Here is a 22,430-nt window from a genome sequence, read left to right as displayed (position 1 = left end):
CGAACACCTCCTCTTGCTATTCTTTTTTTAAATTTCTAAAGATGAATTAATGTAACCCCTTATGCATCAATACAAGTTAAAATGTGTAATCTCTGCAGAAAAAGCATGCATAGATACAACTTAATTGTATAGTTGGTCATAAGAAGTGTCAACCCATGGTGCTCCGCGAAAAGCGGAGGCAGCCGTTCAAGTTCGACAGGCATAAGACAGACCGGCGAAGCGGCTTCTTTTGCCGCACAGCCGGGCTGGCTTATGACCCGAGAACCTGGCTGCCGGAGTCTGGACAACAGAAAAGCGGTGGCAGCCGTTCAGGTTCGACAGGCATAAGACAGACCGGCGAAGCGGCTTCTTTTGCCGCACAGCCGGGCTGGCTTATGACCCGAGAACCTGGCTGCCGGAGTCTGGACAACAGAAAAGCGGTGGCAGCCGTTCAGGTTCGACAGGCATAAGACAGACCGGCGAAGCGGCTTCTTTTGCCGCACAGCCGGGCTGGCTTATGACCCGAGAACCTGGCTGCCGGAGTCTGGACAACAGAAAAGCGGTGGCAGCCGTTCAGGTTCGACAGGCATAAGACAGACCGGCGAAGCGGCTTCTTTTGCCGCACAGCCGGGCTGGCTTATGACCCGAGAACCTGGCTGCCGGAGTCTGGACAACAGAAAAGCGGTGGCGGCCGTGGAGATTCGATAGCTGTTGGGAAGCTGCTATTAATACCCGCTCTTGTTTCCCCTGGCATTTCTTTATATAGGAAAAGGGCCGCAAAGCATCAGCTTTGCGGCCCTTTCTGCCTCCATTGCAATGAAGGCTTGGATTTTATTCTTCGTCAATCAGCAAGTTGAATTCTTCCGGCTCTTCGTCCTTGGCAGCAATCGTGTACGTAGCTGCGGCCATGCCCAAAGATTCGCGGACTTTGTTCGAAATCTCGTTGCGCAATTCCGGATTCGCCATCAAGAACTGCTTGGCGTTTTCACGGCCTTGGCCGATGCGCTCGTCTTTGTATGAATACCAAGAACCGCTCTTCTGGATGATTTCCAGATCCGAACCGATATCAACGATTTCTCCTTCACGGGAAATCCCTTTGCCGTACATGATATCCACTTCCGCTGTACGGAACGGCGGAGCAACTTTGTTTTTCACAACTTTGATCTTCGTTCTGTTACCGATAATATCATTGCCTGACTTCAACGCTTCTGCGCGTCTGATTTCCATACGTACAGAAGAATAGAACTTCAAAGCACGGCCGCCCGGCGTCGTTTCCGGGTTTCCGAACATAACACCGATCTTCTCACGGATCTGGTTGATGAAAATTACGATTGTGTTCGACTTGTTGATGATACCGGATAGTTTACGCAAAGCTTGGGACATCAAGCGGGCCTGCAAGCCCATATGCGAGTCGCCCATTTCGCCTTCGATTTCCGCTTTTGGCACAAGTGCCGCTACGGAGTCGATGACGACAATGTCGATTGCGCCGCTTCGTACCAATGCTTCCGCGATTTCAAGGGCTTGTTCCCCTGTATCCGGCTGAGACAGCAAAAGCTCGTCGATGTTAACACCAAGATTTTTTGCATAAACTGGATCAAGAGCGTGCTCGGCATCGATGAATGCTGCAGTGCCGCCTGCTGCTTGGGCTTCTGCAATAGCATGAAGCGAAACAGTCGTTTTACCTGAACTTTCAGGCCCGTAGATTTCGATAACCCGCCCGCGCGGGTATCCGCCTATTCCTAACGCCGTGTCAATTGCCAACGAGCCGCTTGAAATCGAAGATACATTGCGGTCGCTTTTCTCACCCAATTTCATGACCGAACCTTTACCAAATTGCTTTTCTATACTTTTTAACGCCATGTCTAACGCTGCTTTACGATCGCTCAAAAGAAATCCTCCTCTAATTAAAACCAATTTTTCTACCTGACTCTAGTATACTAGGTTATTGAGAAATACACAAGAAAAAAGCGAACGTTCATTCGTGTTCTTGTTTTTATTTCTGATTTTTAAATGCCTTATAAGAGCCAAATTCCCGTTTTGCGCATAAAAAAACACGCAAAATCAAATTTTGCGTGCGTTTCCTTCAGTTAGTGTTCGTATGATATACGAGAGTGCCAGTTTCACCGCTCTGAGACGGTTCGTATTGCGCATCCCCGACAATTGGAGCCGGTATGCGTCCGTTCCATCCGATGTGGCGATGCCGATCCATACTGTTCCAGCAGGCTGATCGCCATGGGCATCCGGTCCGGCAGCCCCGGTCAAGCCAATTGCAATGTCTGTATGGAATTTGAGCCGTGCGGCTTCCGCCATCGCGATGGCGGTTTCTTCGCTCACCACTCCAAATTGTTTCAGCAAATCAGGTGACAGCCCAAGCTGGCTGATTTTGGTTTCCTCATTATAGGCAATGACGCCTCCTGACAGGACGGCACTTGCTCCCGGCACTGCTGCGAGTTCCGATTGGAAGAGGCCGGCCGTCAGGCTTTCGGCTGCTGAAATCGTTTTTGACTGTTCCTTCAGCAATTCAATCGTTTTCGAAGCCAGAGAATCATCGTCATATCCGTAGAGGTATTCGCCGACTTCATCGAGAATCTCTTTTTTCGATGCGTTGATCAGTTCCCATGCCTGTTCTTCAGTGTTCGTCTTCGCAGTTATGCGAAGCGTCACTTCGCCGTCCGCTGCGAGAGGTGCGATGGTCGGATTAGTCTGGCGGTCCAGCAGTTCCTGGAGCCGGAATTCCAACTCCGCTTCTCCGATACCGTAAAAACGCAGCACATGGCTCAAGATGACATCCGCCTGGTTCAATAGACGGGCAAGCATCGGCTTCGCTTCGAATTGGAACATCGGCTCCATTTCCTTAGGCGGCCCCGGCAACAGCATATAAACATGATTGTCGGTTTTATACAACATCCCCGGCGCCATGCCGTGATGGTTGACCAAAACCTTGCTGTCTTTCAAAACGAGCGCCTGTTTTTTATTGTTGTCGGTCATGGGGCGCCCTGCACGTTCGAAGAAAGCCACAATCGACTGCAGCGCTTCTTCATCCATCTCAAGCGTGGTGCCGAGATGGCGCGCAATGGTTTCTTTTGTCAAATCATCTTTTGTCGGCCCCAGTCCTCCGGTGAAAATGATCAAATCGGCGCGTTCCTCGGCCTTGGTGATAACTTCCTCCAAACGCCCGGCATTGTCCCCGACCACTGTATGGTAGAAGACGTTGATGCCAAGTTCCGCCAAATGATTCGAAATAAAGCGGGCATTGGTGTTGGTAATTTGCCCGAGCAAAAGCTCGGAACCTACCGCGATGATTTCTGCGTTCATCTTTTGCCACTTCCTTTCTGCTAATGAACTTTAAAGGTTATATATAGCATAAAAAATTCATATATGCTGCTCCGCAAAACAGTAATAATGTTCCCCATTGATGCGCTTCACCTATCAGAGAGTACTGCAATGAAGAATAGAGTTGCTGCTTTCAATGATTTATTTAGCGCCGGTGCGCCTTGGGGCTAGACGAAGCAAGAAGACAGGCGTTCTGTGCCTGGCTTCTTGCGGGAGTCATGCCCAAAGCGCCGAAGCGGTTTACACAATTTATGCTTAGCCTACCCAGCTTGGATTTTATTTCGATGCCATCAATGCTCTGCGGTTGGCGTAGAAATAATCCCAGCCTGACCAGACCGTAAAGATTAACGCAATATAAAGCATGATTTCACCGAACGGGATATTGGCGAGTGTAAAGATCGTATTATGGAGCAACAAAGCGGCAATCGCCAGAATCTGGGCAGTGGTCTTGATTTTGCCAAGCCCGCCGGCTGCGACGACTTCGCCTTCTCCTGCCAATACCAAGCGCAGGCCAGTGACAGCGAATTCACGGCTGATGATGATGATGACAATCCAAGAAGCGGCGAATCCCAGCTCCACCAATATGATCAATGCGGCCGAAACCAGGAGTTTGTCCGCAAGCGGATCCAGGAATTTGCCGAACGTTGTGACCAGGTTGTATTTGCGTGCGTAATAGCCGTCAACCCAGTCCGTGAGCGAAGCGATAATAAAAATCAGGCCGCCGATGAAATGGGAAACCGGCATTTCTGCGCCGAAAAGCGTCATATTCCCCCAGTTGAAATCCACCAGCATGACGATCATGAAGACGGGAATCAGGAAGATTCGGGAAATGGTAATTCGATTGGGAATGTTCATGATGATTCTCCTTTCGTTTTTAAAGAAAAATAGCCATCAAAAGATGGCTATTCTGCAGCAGTAAATTGAATAACGATATTTTGCGTGATTAGATCCTGTGAGTATTCTATCGGTTTTCCGTTGACAGCCAGCTGCACGTTCGGAGATGCACCGAGGCGGATGCGGACTTGTGAAGCAGACGAAACATCGATTTTCTCGCTTTCATTCGGCTGCATTGTCCGGGCAGGCGCTAATAATTCCTTCTGGGCCTGGTCGGTCGCCGAAACCCACGACGCACCGCTTGCTTTGATCGTCAATTCACGTTTCGCCGGGCCGCTCCACTCATATGTAGTCGTTTCGCCTTGTGTGCCTTTCACTTTGATCGCAGCTTCGGGCTCTTTCGGCTCTTCCGGTTTCTCTTCAGCCGGAGCTTCAGCCGGCTTTTCTTCTGCCGGAGGTGGAGTTTCTTCTTCAGCCGGTTCCTCGTAAGGGACGCCTGCTGTTTCTTCCGGTACTTCTTCTGCCGTATCATTTGTGTCCAGTGATTTATAAAAATACCAGGAAACCCCGAGAATAAGGACAATAAACAACGCGACAATGACTTTCGGCATCACTTCCCCGACACCCCGGGACGAACTTTTGGCAAACGTCTGCCGCCGTGAAGGCGTTGACGGTGCCAACGGTTTCTTCAGTTCTTCCTTTACCGGAACCGGCACTTCCGATTTATGCTGCTCGAGCAATTCATCGGCATTGAGACCCACTGATTCCGCATATTGCTTGATGAACGCCCGCGCGTAGAATGGCCCTGGCATCATGCTGTGGTTGCCTTCTTCAATTCCGGCCAAATACCTTTTCTGGATCTTTGTTAGATCCTGTAGGTCTTCCAAACTGTACCCTTTTGCGATTCTCGCTTCTTTCAAACGAGTACCCAATTCACTCAATCCGATCACCTGCCTACTTAAAAGTTAAAACCGCCGAACATATCCGCTTGGTTCTTGTCGTCCATGAAGTTATTCTTTTCCAATACTTCATACGTAATCTTTTCGTCTGGATGATGGCGCAATTCGATAATGTAATCGAAATCTTCTATGCTGTATTCAGATTGCTGGACAAACATGTCGGGATGTTCCACCACTTTTATCGTCGGCATCCTCATCATTTCCCTGACCAATTGCATATGGCGTTCATCAGAAGAGCGGCGGGTCACGATGCCGTCAAGAATGAAGATATTATTGGCATTGTGTTCATCGCCCATCAGCTGGTTGCGCACCGTCTGCTTGATCATGGTCGAGGATAGGAAAATCCATTTCTTATTGGCGCTGACGCTTGCAGCAACAATCGATTCAGTCTTGCCGACACGCGGCATCCCCCGCAAGCCGACCAGCTTATGGCCTTCCTGCTTGAAGATTTCTGCCATGAAGTCGACCAGCAATCCCAGTTCATCGCGCACAAAACGGAACGTGTTCCGGTCATCGGCATCCCGTTGGATATAGCGTCCATGGCGCACTGCCAATATGTCACGCAATTTCGGCTCACGGAATTTCTTGACGGCAATTGTTTCAATAGTGGAAACAATCTGCTCAAAACGCTCCAATTGGACATCATGCTCTGCACGCAGCAGCATTCCGCGCCGCCCTTGGTCAACTCCGTTAATCGTCACGATATTGACCCGGAGCATCCCCAGAAGCGAAGCTATATCTCCTAACAGACCCGGACGATTGACTTGTATTTCGTACTCAAAATACCATTCCTTCACTCATCATCCGACCTTTCAATTCAGTTTATGCTCTAGCGTTCTACCTTCTTAATGATAGCTGATTTGAGCCTGCAAGAAAAGTGTTATTAAAAAAAGAAGGAAAACCTTTCCTTCTTTTTCTACATATGCCATCCTCCATTTATCCGGAGCGTCTGGCCCGTCATATAATCCGCTTTCCCGCTGACCAAAAAGCTGACAGCATCCGCAACGTCCTGCGGCCTGCCGAGGCCCAGCGGGATCTCTTCTTTGATGGCGCCAAGCTCTTCATCAAGAAGGCGCCCATTCATTTTTGTCTGAATAAAGCCCGGTGCGACAGCATTCACGCGTGTACCTGCCGACGCCATTTCTTTTGCATAGGCTTTGACAAAAGAAAGCTGGGCACCTTTCACTGCAGAGTACATCGTTTCGAGCGCCGCTCCGGTTTCGCCCCAGATTGATGAAACGAAAATGACATAGGAGGCCGGATGGCGATGGAAAAACCGGGAGATCCTTTTGATGGCGGATACCGGATTTTTGACATGCACGCGCCACAATTCATCCATTTCGCATTCCTCTGTATCAACAAGCATTTTCATCAGTGCGTGCCCGCTTGCCACCACCACGCAAGAAGCGTCGAAAACGTGGCCGGCCAGCAGCTCGCCGCCGTTGTCCTGGCTGAAGTCCGCATGCACGGCTATGAACTCCTGGCCGGGATACATTTCTTCCAACCGGTGTACCAAAGGCGCTACTGGCATAGAATTCCAGTGCAAATAAAGCGACCATCCGGAACTTGCCATTTCATGCGCCACGCATTCCCCGATTTCTCCGGACGCCCCCATGATGACAGCGAACCGTTTCACTCACTCGCCTTCTTCGGCGGCATGATGGTGAAAGTGGAGCGCTGCTGCTCGGCGCTGACGGATGCAAACGCTGCCTGTAAGTCTGCAACTTCAATGCTCTCCAGACACGGAACCACATCGAATAAATTCATATCATTGAAAGCATACCGGGTGAATTGGTTGGCGATGTATTCCGGCGAGTTCAGTGCGCGCAGGAAAAAGCCGATTTTCTTGCGGCGGACACGGTCAAGGTCTGCTTGCCCGAACGGCCATTTTTCAACCGTGCGGTCCAGCGTATGCTGGATTTCTTCAATCAATTTTTCCGGTGTGCCGGTATCCGATCCGATCAATGCATAACCAAATCCGTTCTCCAGCGAATAATCGAACGAATAGGATTCATCGATCCAGCCGTTCTCATATGCGTGGTGGTAGAAATCCGACGTGCGCCCGAACAGCAATTCATAAGCCAATTGGGCAGAAAGTTCATGCTTGAGCATATCGGCGCCGGAAAGGTCCAGGTTTTCGGGTTTGATGCCGACAAAGACCTTCGGCTTTTGGACGCTCATTTCGAGTGTCCGTTCCTTGATTGCCGCTTCGGCCGGTTCGTCCGGGTAAATGCGGACGATTTCTTTCGGCTCCTCGAACGTCTTCTGCATCTGGTTGTTTTTGATGAACTCGATCATGCTTTCCGGCTCCACCGAACCGACGATGAACAGCATCATATTCGATGGGTGGTAGAACGTGTTATAGCAAGTGTAGAGATGTTCTGCTGTAATCTTCTGGATCGATTCAACCGTGCCGGCGATATCGATCTTTACCGGGTGGTTCTCGTAGAGGTTTTCGATCATCCCGAAATACAGGCGCCAGTCGGGCTGGTCGTCGTACATTGTGATTTCCTGCGCAATGATGCCTTTCTCCTTTTCCACGGTCTTTTCCGTGAAATAAGGGCTTTGGACAAAATCCAGCAGCGTCTCCACATTCTCCGTCACTTTGTCAGTCGCAGAGAACAAGTAGGCCGTCCGCGTGAATGAAGTGAAGGCGTTAGCGGAAGCCCCCTGCTGGCTAAATTGCTGGAAAACATCGCCGTCTTCTTTTTCGAACATTTTATGCTCCAGGAAATGGGCGATGCCGTCCGGCACTTGGACCGGTTCGGTTTCACCGAACGGGACAAAGTGGTTGTCGATCGACCCGTACTTGGTCGTGAACGTGGCATACGTCTTCGAAAACCCTTTTTTCGGCAAGATGTATACTTGGAGCCCATTGGGCAGTTTCTCATGGTACAGCGTTTCGTCCAATTGTTTGAATTCCACTTTATTCATCGGAATCATCCTCCTTGCCTGATAGGAAATAGGTCATCTCAAGCGACAATGCTTTTGCAGCGTCTGCAATATCTTCTTTGGTGACGGCTTTCCATTTGCTGATAAGGTAATCCGGCTCGAATGCTTCCGTCAATTCCATATACTGATCGTAGATGTCAATCTGGCCACGGGCCGAATCGAGCGCTTCACGCAATTGATTGGCCAACAAGGCTTTCGTCTGGCCCAGTTCGACATCCGAGATATTGCCCTTTTTCACTTCTTCCAGCTGCTCGAGCACGAGTTTCACTGCTTTTTCTTCCAGTTTTGCATCAATCCCGGCCAGTACAAACAGCAGGCCGAACTGGGAAGAGTATGAACTGGAAACGTAATACGCCATGCTTTCCTTCTCGCGGATGTTGACGAACAGCTTTGAATGGGCATAGCCGCCGAGCACTCCGTTCATCAGCTGCATCACAGGAAATTTCTCATCCGTAAATGTGATCGGCGTATAAAAAGCCATATGGAGCTTCCCTTGTTTCATGTCCTCGTATTCGAGCACGCGGGATTGTTCCGGTTTCGCCAGTTCCGTAGACGGAGCTTTGATCGCTTCCACGCGATCTTTGAAATGGAAGAACTCCTTTACGTATCCGGCAATCATTTCCGGTTTGACATCCCCTACCGCGTAAATTTCTATTTCATTGTCTTCCATCATCGTCCGGTATTCTTGGAGCAGCCCTTCGTTCGTCACAGCTTCTACTGCTTCGAGCGTGCCATTCGATGGAATCGACGCCGGATGGCCCGGAAGCGCGAGGTCCATCATGCGCTGTTGGGCATACCGGGTCTTGTCGTCAAAAATCGACTCGATGCGGTGTTTGATCGCTTCTTTTTCGCGCTTGAAAATCGATTCCTTGAACAGCCCATTCTCCAGATTCGGCTTGAACAGGACGATATACATCAAGTTCAGCACTTTTTCAAGGACGCCTTCTTCCGAAAGGTATTCATCGTTGACGGTTTCGACGTTCAAGGTCACGATGTGTTCGTTCCCGCGTTTTGAAGAATCTATGTATAGCGATGTGCCGTATAAATCATCCAGCACCATGCGAAGCGCCGTGTGCGACGGGTAGACTTCATTGCTGTGCTGAAGAACATTCGCCAGGATCGAACGCGCTGATGCTTTTTCTTCTGTCAGCTTGTCCTTGAACTTCAGTGAAAAATTGACCGTTTTGAATTGTGTCGTCTCATGGACATGGACATCCACGCCCTTGGCAATATTTATCGTCTGGAACATAAAGTATCCCCTCTCTTATCTCATAAACTAACTATACCGAACCTTTAATGTAAAGAAAAGCGCAAGCGGCTGGCCATCAGCATCGTATCGCTGGGCTGCGCTCCTCCCCAAAACAAAAACAGGCGCACTCAGCAAATGCGAGTGCGCCTGTTCCGGTATGAAATTTGCAGCGATTAGCGCTGGCCTTTGATGTACGGGACACCGTTTGCTTTTGGTGCGTTGGCACGGCCGATGAAACCGGCCAAAGCAAGGATGGTCAATACATACGGCAGGATCAGCAAGAATACGCTCGGGATGTCTTTGATGTAAGGAATGGACGGCCCGACGATGCTCAGCGATTGGGCGAGGCCGAAGAACAAAGCTGCCCCCATGGCGCCGAGTGGATGCCATTTTCCGAAGATCATGGCAGCCAAGGCCATGAAGCCCTGGCCATTGATCGTTGCGTGACCGAAATCGCCAGAGATTGTTTGTGCATAGATCGCACCACCGATCCCCGCAAGAGCACCGGAAATCATGACCGCGATGTAGCGCATTCTGGAAACATTGATCCCCATCGTGTCTGCCGCCATCGGATGCTCCCCGACTGAGCGGAGGCGCAGGCCGAACGGCGTTTTATAGATCACGAACCAAGCAATAAAGGCAACTGCAATTGCCAGGATCGAAGTGTTGTACATTTTTTCGAAGAACATTGGCCCGATTACCGGAATATCCGACAGGATCGGCATGTTGTAGCGCGGGAAGCGCTCAGTGATAAAATCCGTCTGCCCTTTGTCGAAGATTTTCTTGACCAGGTATAACGATAATGCGATGGCGAGCAAGTTGATTGCCACACCGGACACCACCTGGTCTGCACGGAAAGAAATCGACGCTACTGCGTGGACGAGCGACAACAGAAGCGCAGCAACCATGGCGGCAATCAATGCCAGCCAAGGAGTTGCGCTGCCGAATGTATCGGCGTACAGCAAGTTGAACAAAATACCGACGAATGCGCCGATGACCATCAAACCTTCAAGTCCGATATTGACGACACCCGAACGTTCTGAGAAAACGCCGCCGATTGCTGTAAAAATTAACGGTGCCGCATAAAATATGGCTGAAGGAACGATGAAATACAAAACTTCCAAGAAACTCATATTACTTCGCCTCCTTCTTTTTAGCCGCTCGCAGCAGGAATAGGCGGATGATATAACCTGAAGCTACGAAGAAAATGATGACTGCAATAACGATTTCTACAATTTCCAGCGGGATTCCGGCAGCATTCGGCATGTTCAAAGCGCCGTATTTCAATGAGCCGAATAAAGTAGCGCCGAAGATGACGCCAAGCGGCGTGTTCATGCCAAGCAGCGCGACCGCAATTCCGTCAAACCCGATGCCTGTGAATCCGCCTTTGGAGGATACGTATTCGAACGTTCCGAGTGCTTCCATTGCTCCTGCCAAACCGGCGAACGCGCCAGAAATGACCATGGCGAGGATGACGTTTTTGTTGACGTTCATCCCAGCGTATTCAGAAGCATTGGGGTTGAAGCCGACCGCTTTCAATTCAAAGCCCAATGTCGTTTTCTCCAGAATGAACCACATGACGGCAACCATTGCCAATGCGATCAATATTCCGTAATGGAGGCGTGAAAAGTCCGTCAGGTTCTGGAAGAATTCCGAGCGGAGCGATGCACTCAAGAAAATCGATTCGGTTCTGTCGCCGCCGTCAGAGACGGTTTTGATCAATGCATTTGTTGTATGGAGCGCAATATAGTTCATCATGATGGTGACGATTACTTCATGGACATGGAACTTTGCTTTCAATAGCCCCGGCACGAAGCCCCAGAGAGCTCCGGCTGCAGCCGCTGCCAAAATTGCCAGCGGCAAATGGATGATTTTCGGCAATTCGACGGCCACGCCCACGTAGGCAGCCGCAAACCAGCCGACAATCAGCTGCCCTTCCACACCGATATTGAACAAGCCCGAGCGGAAAGCGAATGCTACGGCAAGGCCGGCCAAAATATACGGCGTGATCTGGCGGATTGTTTCACCGATTGTGTAAAGGTCACCGAAAATCCCGTTCCATAGCGCCGTGTATCCGACTACCGGATTATAGCCTGAAACCAGCATGACAATTGCGCCGACTAGCAGCCCTAAGATTACCGAGATGACGGGGACCAGAAGATTTGTAGCTCTAATTGACATGCTGATCCTCACCTTCTTTCTTTGAATCGTTGCGGCCTCCATGTGATTTAGCAGAATGGCCTGCCATCAGGAGCCCAAGTTCCTGTTCCGTTGTCTCTTCCGGAACCACGACATCGACAATTTCGCCATCGTGGATAACTGCAATGCGGTCCGAGACGTTCATGACCTCATCCAGTTCGAACGAAATCAGCAAGACGGCTTTGCCGTTGTCGCGCTGTTCGATCAAACGGCTGTGGATGAATTCGATCGCTCCGACATCCAGGCCCCGGGTCGGCAATGCCGCAATCAGCAAATCAGGATCGCGGTCCACTTCCCGGCCGATGATCGCCTTTTGCTGGTTCCCGCCTGACAAAGCGCGTGCAGGGGTATGCGGCCCCTGGGTGCGGACATCAAAATCTTTGATGATCTGCAGCGCCTTCTCATCGATTTTCTTATAATCGATAATGCCGCCTTTGGAAATCGGCGTCTTATAATACGTCTGCAGGGAAATATTGTGGCCGATCGGGAAATCCAGCACCAAGCCGTGGCGGTGTCTGTCCTGAGGAATATGGCCGATTCCCGCTTCGGTGACTTTGCGCGGCTTCAAGCCGGTGATGTCTTTGCCATCCAGCGAAATGGTGCCGCTTTTCACTTTGCGGAGCCCTGTAATCGCCTCGATCAGTTCACTTTGTCCGTTCCCATCGATTCCGGCAATCCCGACAATTTCACCTTTGCGGACAGTCAAGTTCAAGCGTTTCACTTTCTCGATGCCGCGGTAATCTTCCACTACGAGATCCTTGATCGACAACGCAGCCTCGGTAGGGTGTGCCGGACCTTTGACCGTTGTGAACTCTACTTGGCGGCCGACCATCAACGAAGCAAGCTCTGCCGGATTTGTTTCAGCAGTGGTGACGGTGCCGATCCCCTGGCCTTTACGGATGACCGTCACACGGTCTGAAACGTCCATGATTTCTTTCAATTTATGCGTGATCAAAATGATCGATTTGCCTTCGGCAATCAATCGCTTCATGATCTGGATCAATTCCACGATTTCCTGCGGTGTCAGCGACGCAGTCGGTTCATCGAAAATGAGAATTTCCGCTCCGCGGTAAAGCGTTTTCAAAATTTCCACACGCTGCTGCATGCCGACAGAGATATCTTCGATCAACGCGTGCGGATCGACGTTCAGCCCGTATTGTTCTGAAACCTCCTGTACCCGCTTCGCTGCATCTTTCTTATTGGTAATGCCGTATTTGGTCGGTTCACTGCCTAAAATGATGTTTTCGGTAACGGTGAAGTTCTCGACCAGCATGAAATGCTGATGGACCATTCCGATTCCCAGCTCATTGGCGATATTCGGGTTAGCGATATCGACCTTTTCACCGCGCACACGGATTTCCCCGCCTTCGGGCTGGTACAATCCGAAAAGCACGTTCATCAATGTCGATTTACCGGCTCCGTTTTCGCCAAGCAATGCATGAATTTCGCCTTTTTTCAATTGAAGCGTAATATTATCATTGGCGACGAATGACCCGAATTCTTTCCGGATATTGAGCATTTCAATAACATATTCCATTGTTCTCACTCCCTCGAAAACTGGTGGCTTATTTTTTAATAAATCAACTTTGCATCACATGGAAAATTGATACAGGAAAGGCTTCCATTACAAAAACCTTTCGTCTATCAATCCTTTTTTGAGCAAAAAAAATCATAAAGACCGGTTAAACCGGTCTTTATGATGACCGTATTGAAAAAATTTATTCTGACAATGTTTCTGGAACTGTAATTTCGCCGCTTGCGATTTTCTCTTTGAATTCTTCGATTTTAGCCATTTTATCTTCTGGAATCGCTCCGCGTGAATCCGCAAGGCCGACGCCATCGTCAGCTAGACCGTAAGTAGTCGTTTCGCCGCCTGGGAATTTGCCATCTTTGGCTTTGTTTGCGATATCGATGACAGCTTGGTCAACACGCTTAAGAACAGAAGTCAATGTTACGTTCGCATCTCCGACTTTTCCTTCATCGTATTGGTCAGCATCTACGCCGATAACCCAAACGTTTGCATCCGGATCAGCTTCTTTGCGTTCCTTCGCTTCAGTGAATACACCGTTTCCAGTTCCGCCAGCTGCGTGGAAAACGATATCTGCGCCTGAATCATACATAAGGGCTGCAGTTGATTTACCTAATTCCGCTTTATCAAAAGCACCTGTGTACTGGGCATCAACAACGATTGATTCGTCTACTGCTTTAACGCCTTCTTTGAATCCGGCTTCAAAGCGTTCGATTACAGGAATATCCATACCACCGACAAATCCGACTTTTTTCGTTTCAGTCATCAAAGCAGCTGCAACGCCTGCAAGGTAAGCTCCTTCTTGCTCTTTGAACAATACGCTCGCTACGTTCGGCGCATCAACTACTGCATCGATGATCCCGATCTGTGCGTCCGGCTGCTGTTCAGCGATTTCCTTAACCGCGCCTTCCATCAAGAAGCCGATTCCGAATACGACATCAAAGTCGCGGCGGATCAAGTTGTTCAAGTTCGTGTTGTAATCAGCGTCAGATCCGGACTGAAGGTAATCAATGCCGCCGTCGCCTTTTTCAAGGCCGTTTTCTTCACCGAAAGCCTGCAAACCTTCCCAAGCTGATTGGTTGAACGATTTATCATCCACACCGCCGACATCTGTAACCATCGCAACTGAGAAGTCGCCTTTTTCTTCTGTAGCGCCATCTCCGCCGCCAGAACCGCCAGTTGAAGTTTCTTCTTCACTGCCGCATGCTGCAAGCATCGTGCTAGCTGCAAGCATAACTGAAAGGCCTAAAGCAAATTTACGTTTGATCAATGTGATAACCCCCAAGGTTTTTTTGATATTAGCAGGAATTTGCCGTTTTACACACGTTTTCGAACTACATGGAAACTGAATTTATCAGCCCGGAAGTAGTTCTTTGAATAAAGGACCATTCGATCGTCTTCATCGTAATGGTACTGTTTTAATTCGAGTAGAGCGGTTTCCGGATCGCATTCCAATATCGGCGACGCTTCATCGTGGTACCCGATCGGCTCAATGAATGTAACCGCATATGAAATACGAACAGCTCCGGATTCTTCTATTGCGGAGAAGATGGAACTTTCTTTGCGTCCGAGGAAATCGGCCGGCAAGTACTTTGACGGCACCTTGTCGATGCAATAGACGACAGGTTCGCCATTGGCCGTGCGGACGCGTTCAATAACGATAATAGCTTCATCGGCTTCGCAATGAAAGCGTTTTATATCATCCTCAGAAGGAGGAGCCTCGTTCGTGCTCAAGTAAATGGCACCGGGCTCCATTCCTGCTTGGCGGATCATGTCCGAAACACTCGTCAATTGTTCGATGCCCGATGAAAACACCGGCTTCGCATTGACGAACGTTCCGACGCCATGGCGCCTCACGATGATATTATCTTCTTCCAACAGCCGCAACGCTTCTCTAAGAGTGGCGCGGCTGACTCCAAGTGTCTTGGCTAATTCGAATTCGGATGGCAGCTTCTCTTTCTCTTTGTACAATCCGGCAGCAATATCCTGCTTCATTCGGTCAATCACTTGAAGATACAAAGCGCGATGATCCGCTTTAATTGTCATACGATTCACCACCAATGACAGAGATCAGACATCTGATGTAAAACATTCCTACTAATCAAAATTACTATAACATTAATTTTAAATGAAATAAATAGTCTTTTGTCGAATTTCGCGATTTTTCATTTCAAACATTTCATTTCCTGTAATCAATTTGACATAAAAAAAGCAGAAAGACTTAATAGTCTTCCTGCTTTGGAACTAAAACTGTGCGGGGTTTGCTGCCTTCATAAGGCCCTACGACCCCCCTCTGCTCCATTTGGTCTATGATGCGCGCCGCTCGCGAGTAGCCGACGCGGAACCGCCGCTGGAGCATCGAGACGGAGGCTGTCTGCATTTCGGAGACAAGCTGGACTGCTTCATCGTATATCTCGTCCGTTTCATCATCGATCGCATTTTCTTCTACTTCTGTCGGAATCATATCTTCCTGGTATTGTGCTTTCTGTTGTTCAATTGCAAAATCGACGACTTTTTCCACTTCCTGATCGGACAGGAACGCGCCTTGGACCCGCACCGGCTTCGATTGGCCGGCTCCTAGGAACAGCATATCGCCGCGGCCAAGCAGCTTCTCTGCTCCGCCCATGTCAAGAATGGTACGGGAATCGATTGCCGAAGATACCGCAAAAGCAATCCGAGACGGAATGTTCGCTTTGATGACGCCAGTAATGACGTTGACGCTCGGGCGCTGGGTCGCGATGATCAAATGGATCCCTGCAGCCCGCGCCATTTGCGCAAGCCGGGTGATGGCGTCTTCGACTTCATTCGAAGCGACCATCATCAGATCCGCCAACTCATCGACAATGACGACGATGAACGGCAGCTTCGGATGCTTTTCTTCGTTTTCTTCATTAAAGATCCGGACATACTCGTTATACCCTTCGATATTCCGGGTTCCGGTATGCGAGAACAGTTCATAGCGCCGTTCCATTTCCGAAACGATTTTTTTCAGCGCCTGTGCGGCTTTTCTCGGATCGGTGACAACCGGGGCGAGCAGATGCGGAATGCCGTTATAGACATTCAGCTCCACCATTTTCGGATCGATCATCATCATTTTGACTTCATGCGGTTTCGCCCGCATGATGATGCTCGTAATGATGCCGTTGATGCACACCGATTTCCCGCTGCCTGTCGAACCAGCAACAAGCAGGTGCGGCATTTTGTTCAATTGTGTCATGACGGCTTGGCCAGTGACATCCCGTCCTAAGCCGAACAGCAGTTTTTGTTCGGGCTTGTTGTTTTCTTCCGACTCCAGCACTTCCCGCAAGGAGACGATTGCCACTTCCGAGTTCGGCACTTCAATGCCGATGGCGGATTTACCGGGAATCGGCGCTTCGATCCGGATATCGCGGGCGGCGAGAGCCAATGCCAGATCATCATGCAAGGAGACGATCTTGCTGACTTTCACGCCCGTATCCGGCAAAACTTCGTACTTTGTAACTGCAGGGCCCAAATGGACTTGCGTCACTTTGGCCCGGACGCCGAAGCTCTGGAATGTCTTCTCCAGTTTTTTGGCGTTTTTCTGGATGCCCGAATATTCCCCGCTCTGGTCGCTGTGCGGCGGCAATGTCAACAGATCCATCGGCGGCAGCTGGTATTCTTCATTCTCCAGCTCTTCCGCCGTGCTCATCAAAGGCACGTCCGCCAAATCCGCAGTGCTAGCATCGGGAACTTCCTCCGCCGGGATCTCTTGCGGCGTTTCCGTTTTCCGCGGCTTCACGTTTTCGGTGAATGCGGAAATGATCGGTTCTTCCGGCTGCATGGCAAAAACGGCCTCTTCCGGCATCTCATCGTCCACTTCGTCATACTCCAAGGTGTTGTTTGCTTCCAGCACCTGTTCCGGCTGGGACTTCCGCCGCGGCGCAGCAATGCGCTTCGGCTTGTCCCGTTTGAACCGCTCCATCACCCCGCCTAGGACAGGGCGAAGGCTTGGCACTTTTTCGGCCAAATACGGCGCTGCTGTCTTGCCTGTCAAAATGATTGCGCCGATCGACAAGAGCAGAAGGGCGATAATCCAAGTGCCTGCCGTGTCGAATAGGACATGGAACATCGCATAAAGCCCGGCGCCCAGTAATCCCCCGCCGCTCGCTGTATATGTCTGCCAGATGGAGCCGCTGACTTGGGTCGCCTTGACCGTTTCAGCCACCGCATTGCCGGTGGTGATCGGCAGGATCGAGCCTGCTGCCCAGATCAAGTGGCAGATCAGCAAGACACCCGTCAGCAAAAACAGCCCGCTTACGGCCAGTCGCGGTTTCGGCTTCGGCCAAGTCCGTTTGACCATCACATAGACGGCCAGTGCCGCCAGGACAACCGGCACCAATATCGCAAGATAGCCTGTGAACAATTCCGCTGTATTCATCAGGAATTTGCCGATGATGCCCAGCTGGAACGCCATCAGCACTGCCATGCCGATCATCAAGAGGCCGATCACTTCATACCAGATCATCGGCATCGGCTGCTTTTTTTTCGAAACCGGCTTTTTCTTTATCTTTTTCTTTGCCTGTGCCCGTGGCATGTAAATCCCCCGTTTCCTCAAAATTGAAAAAAAGGATTTCCGCCGATAGATCGGTTTGGAAATCCTTTCACTTTGTCTCTCTTAATACTCCATAATAATCGGAATGATCATCGGACGGCGCTTGGTTTGCTGGAATAAATAAGAATTCAGTGTGTCGCGAATTTCCTGTTTGATATTATTCCATTCAAAAGCATCTTTGACGACGTACTTCTCGACGATTTTCCGGACCAATTGAGTGGATTCTTCCATCAGCTGTTCTGATTCGCGCACATAGACGAATCCGCGCGAAATCATTTCTGGCCCCGATGCGATTTTCTTTTCTTTGCGGTTCAGCGTCACAACGACGATGAAAATGCCGTCCTGCGACAGGAGCTTGCGGTCGCGGAGAACAATGTTCCCGACGTCTCCGATGCCGATGCCGTCGATCAATACGTTGCCTGCAGTGACACGGCCGCTCATGCGGACTTTGCCTGCTTTGTATTCAACAATATCGCCTTTGTCGGCAATGAAGATATCCGACTTGTGCATGCCCACTTGCTGGGCAAGTTTCGAGTGCCCGATCAGCATCTTGTATTCGCCTTGGATCGGAATGAAATATTTCGGCTTCATCATGTTGAGCATCATTTTCAGGTCTTCCTGGCTGCCGTGTCCGGAAACGTGGACTTTCTTGTTCGAAGTCAGCACGTTTGCACCGGCTTTCGCCAATTTGTTCATGGTCTGGAACATCGGGACTTCCATACCAGGAGATGGAGTGAAGGTAATCAAAACGGTGTCCGTTTCTTTGATCTTCACGTCTTTATGCTGTTTGCGGACCATCTTGTCCAATGCTTCAAGCGGCTCGCCTTGGTTGCCCGTCACAATGATGACGACTTCTTCGTCGCGGTATTGTTCAAGGTCCTTCAAGGAAATCACTGTATCTTCCTGGACAGTCAGATAACCCAACCGCAATCCTACTTCATAGCTGCTTTCAAGGCTTCTGCCGGCTACAGCCACTTTTTTCCCTGTTTTCTGTGCCAGGTCGAATACTTGCTGGATCCGGATAAAGTTGGATGAATACAGCGATACCAAAATACGCCCTTCAGCGTTCAGAAAAGCGGAATGCAGGTGGTCATAGATGACCGTTTCAGACGTTGTATAGCCCGGGCGTTCAGCTTCTGTTGAATCCGAAAGCAGGAACAGGACCCCGTCATCGCCAAGCTTCGCCATTTTCGAAATATCCGGGCGGTAGCTCCCTTTGGCGGATTGATCGAATTTGAATTCCCCGGTATGGACAATCGCCCCTTCAGATGTATGGAAAGCGATTCCCAAAGCATCCGGGATGCTGTGTGTCGTATGGAAAAACGTCACGTGCGTCTTATCGAAGTTCATCCGGCTTTTATTGGTCACTTCAAAGAATTTCACATGCTTCAGCGAGCCTTGCTCTTTGATGTGCTCTTTCGCAAGCGCGATCGTCAACTTCGAACCGTAGACAGGCGCCTGGATTTTTTTCATCAAGTAAGCGATCGAACCGATAGCGTCTTCATGGCCGTGCGTCAGGAAAATCCCTTTGACACGGTCTTTGTTTTCTTCAAGGAACGTCATGTCGGGAATGACGATATCAATGCCAAGCATTTCATCTTCCGGGAACATGAGCCCACTGTCCACTACGAACAGGTCTTCATCAATTTCAATGACGTACATCGCTTTACCGACTTCGCCGACTCCGCCAAGCGGAATGATTCTAATAACTTCATTTTTAATTTTACTCAATTTATTTCCTCCTAAAATTTACCCGTACACATCCATAGACTCCATTATACGGGAATCCGGGTAAACAGTCCAAAGAAAAAAACAAACCGGCGCATCGGCCGGTCTGTTTCAGGGCTTGTTTCCATCTTAAATGATGTTTTGCTGGATCATTGATTCTGCTATCTGGACTGAATTGAGAGCGGCGCCCTTGACGAGGTTATCGGAGACGACCCACATATGGAAGCCTCTTGGGTTGTCCAGGTCCTGGCGGATCCGGCCGACGAACACTTCATCCAGGCCGGCTGCCATCAACGGCATCGGATACACCTGATTTGAAGGATCGTCCATCAACTCCACGCCAGGCGCATTGGCGATGGCCTGTTTAACTTCCTCTACTGTCGGCGCGGCTTCAAGCTCCACATAGACCGACTCCGAATGGCCGGTCACAACCGGCAGCCGGACGCATGTCGCAGCGACAGCGAGTTTTTCGTCATGCATGATTTTCTTTGTTTCGTTGATCATTTTCATTTCTTCGAACGTGTAGCCGTTGTCCGTAAATTTATCGATCTGCGGAATCGCGTTGAAAGCGATCGGATAATGGCGTTCGGCGGATTTCACCGGCAGCATTTTGGCTTCGGCATCTTTTGCATGGTCAAAGTCGGCTGCAGCCTGTTCCTTGAGTTCATTGATGGCCCCGACGCCGGCGCCTGAGACTGCCTGGTACGTCGATACAACGATTTTGCCGAGCCCAAACTGGTCCTTTAGCGGCTGCAACGCACAGACCATCTGGATGGTGGAGCAGTTCGGGTTGGCGATGATGCCATTGTGCTTCCCGATATCTTCCGGATTCACTTCCGGCACCACGAGCGGCACATCTTCGTTCATGCGAAACGCACTTGTGTTGTCGATGACGACCGCACCGCGCTTGACGGCTTCAGGAGCGAATTGCTCCGAAATGCTGCCGCCTGCACTGAACAGCGCGATATCTACGCCTTCAAACGATTCCGGTGTTGCCTCTTCCACTCTATAGGTTTTTCCTTTGAATTCGATTTCCTGCCCTGCTGAACGGCTCGACGCCAAAAACTTGATGGTGCCGACCGGAAAGTCCCGCTTTTCAAGCTGCTCTTTCATTTGTTGTCCTACCGCGCCTGTGGCGCCCATAATTGCTACATTATATGATTTCAAACAACTCGCTCCTTCAAAGATGATTGGCGTAATTGTACCATAATTCACTGTGCTAGAGAAATGAATCAGCGAAAATTCTGTGGTTTCATGGCAACTTCCAAAGCGGATATGGCTAACCGATCCTGGAAATTTCAGAAAGAAAGCCCGGCTTAAAGTTCAGCCGGGCTTTCGAGCTTGTAGAAAAAAGAATAAATAAGTTTTAAATTTTATAAATATCCTCCACTTCAGGCGGACGCTTTCCGCGGGCTCGCGCCGAACTAACTCGGACTAGCGTCCGAGTGGATTTCGGCACTTCGCTATCCCGCAGGAGTCGCCGCCTTCCGTTGCGGATCCTGAAGCTAGCAACATGTTCCCGGTAGATTAAAGCAGGATCAGCTTCCTTACTCTTATCTATTAGATGCAGGTGACGCTCCCGACCGTGCTGACCACGAGACTCCTGTGGGAGCAGCGAAGCGACTCGAACTGAAGACCCTGAACTGAGCGAAGCGAATGTTTTTCTGATTTGCGACGAGTAATCACAGGAGCAAGGGAAGCGGCTGAAGCAGAGCCCACGGAAAGCGAAGTGGCCAGCCCGGTCGGGCTTATGCATTTCCATTCATTCAAATTAGACTTTGTCTACAATCAAGAAAGCCCGGCTACAAGTGCAGCCGGGCTTTCTTGCGTTCCTATTTCAGTTTATGCCGCGGCCTGCTATTCCGCTTCTTCCTTGGACCGGATAATGGAAATGGCCGGTTCGCTGGCAAACACATCCGAAAGCGCTTCTACCCTTTCAAGGGAGACTTCGTCGATCCGTTTGAGGATGTCGTCATAAGAAGGATGCCTGCCAAGCAGCAGTTCGTTCTTGCCGTTGCGGTTCATCCGTGCGCTGGTGCTCTCGAGGCCGAGCATCATATTGCCTTTCAGCTGCTCTTTTGAATCCGTCACTTCCTCGAGCGTAGGCCCGCTGTGGCGGATGCTCTGCAGCGAAGCGGCAATCACTTCCTGGAGCTCATCCATTTGTTCGTTCGCCGTACCGCCGTAAATCGCGAGCGTCCCGTGGTCCGAATAAGCTGAATGGTAGGAGTAGACCGAATACGCCAAGCCCCGCTCTTCCCGGATTTCCTGGAAGAGGCGGGATGACATCGATCCACCGATGATGTTGTTGAGGACCGTGAAATTGAACAGGTCCGCGTGCTCGATCGACATTCCCGGATAGCCGAAGCTCAAATGGCCCTGTTCGGTGTCCTTGTTCTTGTAGGAGTAACCAGGCGTGAAGACCGGGAACTTGTAATTCTTCGCGGTCGTCGAGCGGCTGAAAGTCCCGAAAAGCGCTTCGATTTTCCGGATCAATGCAGGCGTGATATGGCCGGCGACGGAAATGACCGTATTTTCCGGCGTATAATGGTGCGACATGAACGATTCGATTTTTTCGCGGGTAAAACTTTTCAGCGTGCTGACTGTCCCAAGGATCGGCGCACCCATCGAATGGTGCGGATACATGACGCGCCATAGCTGTTCCTGCACATCGTCATCGGGCATATCCTCGGTCATGCTGATTTCTTCCAAGACGACCTGGCGCTCTTTTTCAATCTCCGCTACATCCATCTTCGAATTGAAAAACATATCTGCCAAGACCTCTACGGCCAGCTCCGCGTGATGGTCGAGTATCTTCGCATAATAGCATGTATATTCCTTTGATGTATAGGCATTGATGTCGCCCCCGATGCGGTCGAATTCCTGGGCGATTTTCTTGGCCGAACGCGTCTCAGTGCCTTTGAACAGCATATGTTCGATAAAATGCGTGATGCCGTTTTCTTCCGGCGACTCATCGCGCGACCCTGCTTTAACGAATACCCCGACCGCTACCGACCGGAAATGGGGAATCGATTCGGAAACGATGCGAAGGCCGTTTGTGCATGTATATGTTTGAACCACTTCACATTCCTCCTA

The 22,430-nt window shown here is 50.2% G+C and carries 18 protein-coding genes; 1 reads left to right on the top strand and 17 read right to left on the bottom strand.

Annotated features, from left to right (window positions below; all coding sequences use genetic code 11):
- Window positions 1-155: 155 nt before the first annotated feature.
- A complete protein-coding gene (locus ACFSDB_RS06160; protein WP_377339422.1) occupies window positions 156-449 on the top strand; it encodes a hypothetical protein in 294 nt (97 codons plus the stop codon).
- A 361-nt stretch (window positions 450-810) separates the two neighbouring features.
- Here ACFSDB_RS06160 and recA read toward each other — a convergent pair whose 3' ends face one another.
- The 17 genes from recA to ACFSDB_RS06075 form a co-directional block, all read right to left on the bottom strand.
- Window positions 811-1,866 (bottom strand): recombinase RecA, encoded by a 1,056-nt coding sequence (gene recA, locus ACFSDB_RS06155; RefSeq protein WP_204892463.1) that lies wholly within the window; start codon window positions 1,864-1,866, stop codon window positions 811-813.
- A 174-nt stretch (window positions 1,867-2,040) separates the two neighbouring features.
- Window positions 2,041-3,294 (bottom strand): competence/damage-inducible protein A, encoded by a 1,254-nt coding sequence (locus tag ACFSDB_RS06150; protein ID WP_204892464.1) that lies wholly within the window; start codon window positions 3,292-3,294, stop codon window positions 2,041-2,043.
- Between the two features lie 294 nt (window positions 3,295-3,588).
- Window positions 3,589-4,167: a CDP-diacylglycerol--glycerol-3-phosphate 3-phosphatidyltransferase gene (pgsA, locus tag ACFSDB_RS06145; RefSeq protein WP_204892465.1), complete on the bottom strand. Its 579-nt coding sequence runs from the start codon at window positions 4,165-4,167 to the stop codon at window positions 3,589-3,591.
- Window positions 4,168-4,214: 47 nt separating this feature from the next.
- The gene (locus ACFSDB_RS06140) at window positions 4,215-5,096 is read right to left on the bottom strand and encodes a helix-turn-helix domain-containing protein (RefSeq protein ID WP_377339418.1); all 882 of its coding nucleotides are present in this window, start codon (window positions 5,094-5,096) and stop codon (window positions 4,215-4,217) included.
- An 8-nt stretch (window positions 5,097-5,104) separates the two neighbouring features.
- Window positions 5,105-5,902: a YmfK family protein gene (locus tag ACFSDB_RS06135; RefSeq protein WP_204892467.1), complete on the bottom strand. Its 798-nt coding sequence runs from the start codon at window positions 5,900-5,902 to the stop codon at window positions 5,105-5,107.
- A gap of 119 nt (window positions 5,903-6,021) precedes the next feature.
- Window positions 6,022-6,741 carry an elongation factor P 5-aminopentanone reductase gene (gene ymfI / locus ACFSDB_RS06130; RefSeq protein WP_204892468.1) on the bottom strand — a complete coding sequence of 240 codons (720 nt, stop codon included), beginning with the start codon at window positions 6,739-6,741 and terminating at the stop codon, window positions 6,022-6,024.
- The gene (yfmH, locus tag ACFSDB_RS06125; RefSeq protein WP_204892469.1) at window positions 6,738-8,039 is read right to left on the bottom strand and encodes an EF-P 5-aminopentanol modification-associated protein YfmH; all 1,302 of its coding nucleotides are present in this window, start codon (window positions 8,037-8,039) and stop codon (window positions 6,738-6,740) included. Before yfmH ends, ymfI begins: the two co-directional genes overlap by 4 nt.
- On the bottom strand, window positions 8,032-9,306 hold the full coding sequence (gene yfmF / locus ACFSDB_RS06120) for an EF-P 5-aminopentanol modification-associated protein YfmF (RefSeq protein WP_204892470.1): 1,275 nt from the start codon (window positions 9,304-9,306) through the stop codon (window positions 8,032-8,034). The genes yfmH and yfmF overlap by 8 nt, the downstream gene beginning before the upstream one ends.
- Window positions 9,307-9,479: 173 nt before the next feature.
- Complete coding sequence (locus ACFSDB_RS06115) at window positions 9,480-10,439, bottom strand: ABC transporter permease (RefSeq protein WP_204892471.1); 960 nt, start codon at window positions 10,437-10,439, stop codon at window positions 9,480-9,482.
- A 1-nt stretch (window position 10,440) separates the two neighbouring features.
- Window positions 10,441-11,487, bottom strand: coding sequence for an ABC transporter permease (locus tag ACFSDB_RS06110; RefSeq protein WP_204892472.1), 1,047 nt, complete (start codon window positions 11,485-11,487; stop codon window positions 10,441-10,443).
- Window positions 11,477-13,042: an ABC transporter ATP-binding protein gene (locus ACFSDB_RS06105; RefSeq protein ID WP_204892473.1), complete on the bottom strand. Its 1,566-nt coding sequence runs from the start codon at window positions 13,040-13,042 to the stop codon at window positions 11,477-11,479. The genes ACFSDB_RS06110 and ACFSDB_RS06105 overlap by 11 nt, the downstream gene beginning before the upstream one ends.
- Before the next feature lie 181 nt (window positions 13,043-13,223).
- On the bottom strand, window positions 13,224-14,303 hold the full coding sequence (locus tag ACFSDB_RS06100; protein ID WP_204892474.1) for a BMP family lipoprotein: 1,080 nt from the start codon (window positions 14,301-14,303) through the stop codon (window positions 13,224-13,226).
- A gap of 47 nt (window positions 14,304-14,350) precedes the next feature.
- Window positions 14,351-15,079 carry a GntR family transcriptional regulator gene (locus ACFSDB_RS06095; protein WP_204892475.1) on the bottom strand — a complete coding sequence of 243 codons (729 nt, stop codon included), beginning with the start codon at window positions 15,077-15,079 and terminating at the stop codon, window positions 14,351-14,353.
- Window positions 15,080-15,254: 175 nt separating this feature from the next.
- Entirely contained in the window at window positions 15,255-17,588 is a 2,334-nt protein-coding gene (locus tag ACFSDB_RS06090) for an FtsK/SpoIIIE family DNA translocase (RefSeq protein WP_204892476.1), read from the bottom strand.
- An 81-nt stretch (window positions 17,589-17,669) separates the two neighbouring features.
- The gene (locus tag ACFSDB_RS06085; protein WP_204892477.1) at window positions 17,670-19,337 is read right to left on the bottom strand and encodes a ribonuclease J; all 1,668 of its coding nucleotides are present in this window, start codon (window positions 19,335-19,337) and stop codon (window positions 17,670-17,672) included.
- A gap of 126 nt (window positions 19,338-19,463) precedes the next feature.
- Window positions 19,464-20,477, bottom strand: coding sequence for an aspartate-semialdehyde dehydrogenase (locus tag ACFSDB_RS06080; protein ID WP_377339624.1), 1,014 nt, complete (start codon window positions 20,475-20,477; stop codon window positions 19,464-19,466).
- 714 nt (window positions 20,478-21,191) lie between these two features.
- A complete protein-coding gene (locus ACFSDB_RS06075) occupies window positions 21,192-22,415 on the bottom strand; it encodes a M16 family metallopeptidase (protein WP_204892479.1) in 1,224 nt (407 codons plus the stop codon).
- Window positions 22,416-22,430 lie beyond the last annotated feature (15 nt).

This window comes from Planococcus chinensis (assembly GCF_042681545.1).
Classification (GTDB): domain Bacteria; phylum Bacillota; class Bacilli; order Bacillales_A; family Planococcaceae; genus Planococcus; species Planococcus chinensis.
Note: the sequence above shows the minus strand (reverse complement) of the source record. Positions and strands in the feature narration are given on the sequence as shown.

What these genes read in the sequence shown, in the direction of transcription:
- ACFSDB_RS06150 (WP_204892464.1), bottom strand. Translation starts at nt 3,294, where the DNA reads ATGAACGCAGAAATCATCGCGGTAGGTTCCGAGCTTTTGCTCGGGCAA.
- pgsA (WP_204892465.1), bottom strand. Translation starts at nt 4,167, where the DNA reads ATGAACATTCCCAATCGAATTACCATTTCCCGAATCTTCCTGATTCCC.
- ACFSDB_RS06105 (WP_204892473.1), bottom strand. Translation starts at nt 13,042, where the DNA reads ATGGAATATGTTATTGAAATGCTCAATATCCGGAAAGAATTCGGGTCA.
- ACFSDB_RS06115 (WP_204892471.1), bottom strand. Translation starts at nt 10,439, where the DNA reads ATGAGTTTCTTGGAAGTTTTGTATTTCATCGTTCCTTCAGCCATATTT.
- yfmH (WP_204892469.1), bottom strand. Translation starts at nt 8,039, where the DNA reads ATGAATAAAGTGGAATTCAAACAATTGGACGAAACGCTGTACCATGAG.
- yfmF (WP_204892470.1), bottom strand. Translation starts at nt 9,306, where the DNA reads ATGTTCCAGACGATAAATATTGCCAAGGGCGTGGATGTCCATGTCCAT.
- ACFSDB_RS06080 (WP_377339624.1), bottom strand. Translation starts at nt 20,477, where the DNA reads ATGGGCGCCACAGGCGCGGTAGGACAACAAATGAAAGAGCAGCTTGAA.
- ACFSDB_RS06090 (WP_204892476.1), bottom strand. Translation starts at nt 17,588, where the DNA reads ATGCCACGGGCACAGGCAAAGAAAAAGATAAAGAAAAAGCCGGTTTCG.
- ACFSDB_RS06110 (WP_204892472.1), bottom strand. Translation starts at nt 11,487, where the DNA reads ATGTCAATTAGAGCTACAAATCTTCTGGTCCCCGTCATCTCGGTAATC.
- ACFSDB_RS06095 (WP_204892475.1), bottom strand. Translation starts at nt 15,079, where the DNA reads ATGACAATTAAAGCGGATCATCGCGCTTTGTATCTTCAAGTGATTGAC.
- ACFSDB_RS06160 (WP_377339422.1), top strand. Translation starts at nt 156, where the DNA reads ATGGTGCTCCGCGAAAAGCGGAGGCAGCCGTTCAAGTTCGACAGGCAT.